Annotated in this window: 2 protein-coding genes; both read left to right on the plus strand. The window is 70.5% G+C overall.

Going from position 1 to position 2,631, the window contains the following annotated elements; genetic code table 11:
* Positions 1 to 1,063: MXAN_6640 family putative metalloprotease (locus H0487_RS22390; protein ID WP_220793700.1), on the plus strand; the 1,063-nt coding region annotated here is incomplete at its 5' end.
* A gap of 101 nt (positions 1,064 to 1,164) precedes the next feature.
* Positions 1,165 to 2,631, plus strand: a 1,467-nt coding sequence (locus tag H0487_RS22395) for an MXAN_6640 family putative metalloprotease (RefSeq protein ID WP_220793701.1), incomplete at its 3' end; no start/stop codon positions are given.

The following is a 2,631-nucleotide window of genomic DNA, read 5'->3' on the forward strand; positions in this document are numbered from 1 at the left end:
CCTCGGCTTCCGCCCGCCGCCGGCCGACGGACGGCGCGGCGGGGACGGCCGCTTCGACGTCTACCTCGTCGACGTCGGCGAGCGCGGCCTGTTCGGCTACTGCACCCCCGAGCGCCGGGTCCGCGGCGAGCGGTTCGCCGCGTCCAGCTACTGCGTGCTCGACGACGACTTCGCCCGCCGCCAGTTCGGCACCGGCTCGATGGCGAGCCTGCGGGTGACCGCGGCCCACGAGTTCTTCCACGCGATCCAGTTCGGCTACGACTTCCGCGAGGACCCGTGGCTGCTGGAGTCGACGGCGACCTGGGTCGAGGAGACCTTCGCCGACGGCGTCGACGACAACCGCCGCTACCTGCCCTACGGGACGGTGGCCCGCCCGGGCGTCCCGCTCGACGCGTTCTCCAACGACCGCTACGCGCACTACGGGACCTGGGCGTGGTGGGAGTTCCTGGCCGACCGGTACGGCGAGGGCGTGGTGCGTGCGGTGTGGCGGCGCGCCGACTCGGTGGGCCGCGGGCCCGACCTCTCGTCGGTCGACGCGCTGGAGGCGGTCCTCGATCGGCACGCCGGGCTCCCCCGCACCCTCACGTCGTACGTCGTCGCGAACCTCTCCCCCGCCGACCACTACGCCGAGGGCGCGCAGTGGCCGTCGGCCAGGGTCGGCCGGGCCGCAGAGCTCGACCGCGACCGTCGTGCGGTGACCCGCCGGGCCCGCGTCGACCACCTCGCGGCCCGGCACGTCGCGTTCGCCCCGACCCGAGCGCTGCGCGGGGACCGGTGGCGGCTGCGGGTCGAGGTGGCCGGGCCGCGACGCCGGACGGCGGTCCGGGTGGCGGTCGTCCGCACCGACGGGCGGCACGTCGAGCGGGTCGTCCGGCTCGGCAGGAGCGGCGACGGCGAGACCACGGTCCGCTTCTCGTCCCGCGAGGTCGTCCAGGTGATCGTCAGCCTGGTCAACACCTCGGCTCGCTACGACTGCCGCCGCGAGACCCAGCTCGCGTGCGCCGGCAAGCCGCTGGACGACGGTGCGCGCTTCACCGTCCGGACGACGGCATTCCGACGCTGATCGGCCGAGGAGGTCCCGGATCGGAGAAGAATCCGCCCTTCGGATCATTTAGTTCGGGAGAAGGATGGGCGTTCGTCGCCTTCGGATGACATATTCCTGGGGTGCAGATTCCTCGTACCCTCCCCAAGACCTTGGTTGCCCTGACCGCGTCTGCGGCCCTGGCGCTCTCGTTGAGCGGACCCGTGGCCGTCGCCGACCCGCCCCAGCCTCCCGGCACCAAGGCGTCGCCGGTCGCGAAGGACAACCGCGCCGAGCAGGCCACCCAGACGCTGGCCGAGGTCCAGGCGATCGTCGCGGGCGACGCCGTGACGCGCGGTGGGCACACCACCGACGGTCGCGACCTCACCGTCGCGCTGCGCGACCTCAAGGTGCAGATGAAGTACCTCTCGCCCAGCCAGCGCAAGACGGCCGAGCGTTTCTTCCTGCGCCCCGGCAGCGGCGGCGACCCCTACATCCCCGGCACGCTCGACGTGCTGCGCTGCCAGGGGGAGATCTGCCTGCACTACACGGAGGACGACACCGACGGCAACGCGGTGCTCGGGTCGGACGGCGACAACGCCACGATCCCGGCCTACGTCACCAGCGTGCTCAACACGATCAACCAGATCAACAACGACTACGTCGCGGCCGGCTACCGCACGCCCAAGCGCGACGGCGCCATCGGCGGTGGCACCGACAAGATCGACATCTACCTCGGCGAGATCGGCACCCAGGGCCTCTACGGCTTCTGCACGAGCGACCAGACGCCGGTCTCGGGCGACTACAGCCTGTGGGCCTACTGCGCGCTGGACAACGACTACGCCCCGTCCGAGTTCCCGAGCAACACCCCGCTCGAGAACATGCAGGTCACGGCCGCGCACGAGTTCTTCCACGCGGTGCAGTACGCCTACGACGCCTACGAGGACGGCTGGATCATCGAGTCCACCGCCACCTGGGTCGAGGACGAGATGTTCGACGCCGTCGACGACAACCGCTTCTACCTGGGCGACAGCCCGCTGAAGAAGCCCGGCAAGTCGATGGACCAGTTCGGTGGCCTCTTCCACTACGGCGTCTGGATCTGGTGGCGCTACCTGACCGAGAAGTTCCCCGGCAAGACCGGCAAGCTCCCCAACCTGGTGCTCGCGGTGTGGAACTGGCTCGACGGCGCACCCGCCGGTCCTGACAACTACTCGACCCAGGGCCTGGCCAAGGTGCTCAGCGCTCGCGGCACGTCCCTGAAGAAGGAGTTCCAGCTCTTCTCGGCCGCCAACCGGCACCCGAAGACCGTCTACGAGGAGGGCAACGCCTACCCGTCGGCGCCCGCGGACGTCATCACGGTGACCAAGGCCAGGTCGGCCTGGAACATCGGCGGCAAGCTCAACCACCTCGCCGCCGGCACTGTGCGTCTCAACCCCAAGGAGCTGACCGGCGCCTGGAAGCTGAAGTTCAACTTCGACCTGGTCCCTGGGTCGCGAGGCGCCGGGGCGGTGATCGTCGTCTACAAGAAGAACGGCGCCATCTCGACGTCGATCGTCAAGCTCAACAGCACCGGCGGCGGCAGCAAGACCGGGCCGTTCAGCAGCGGCTCG

Origin of the sequence: Nocardioides stalactiti, from assembly GCF_014180715.1 — a bacterium.
Lineage (GTDB): Bacteria > Actinomycetota > Actinomycetes > Propionibacteriales > Nocardioidaceae > Nocardioides > Nocardioides stalactiti.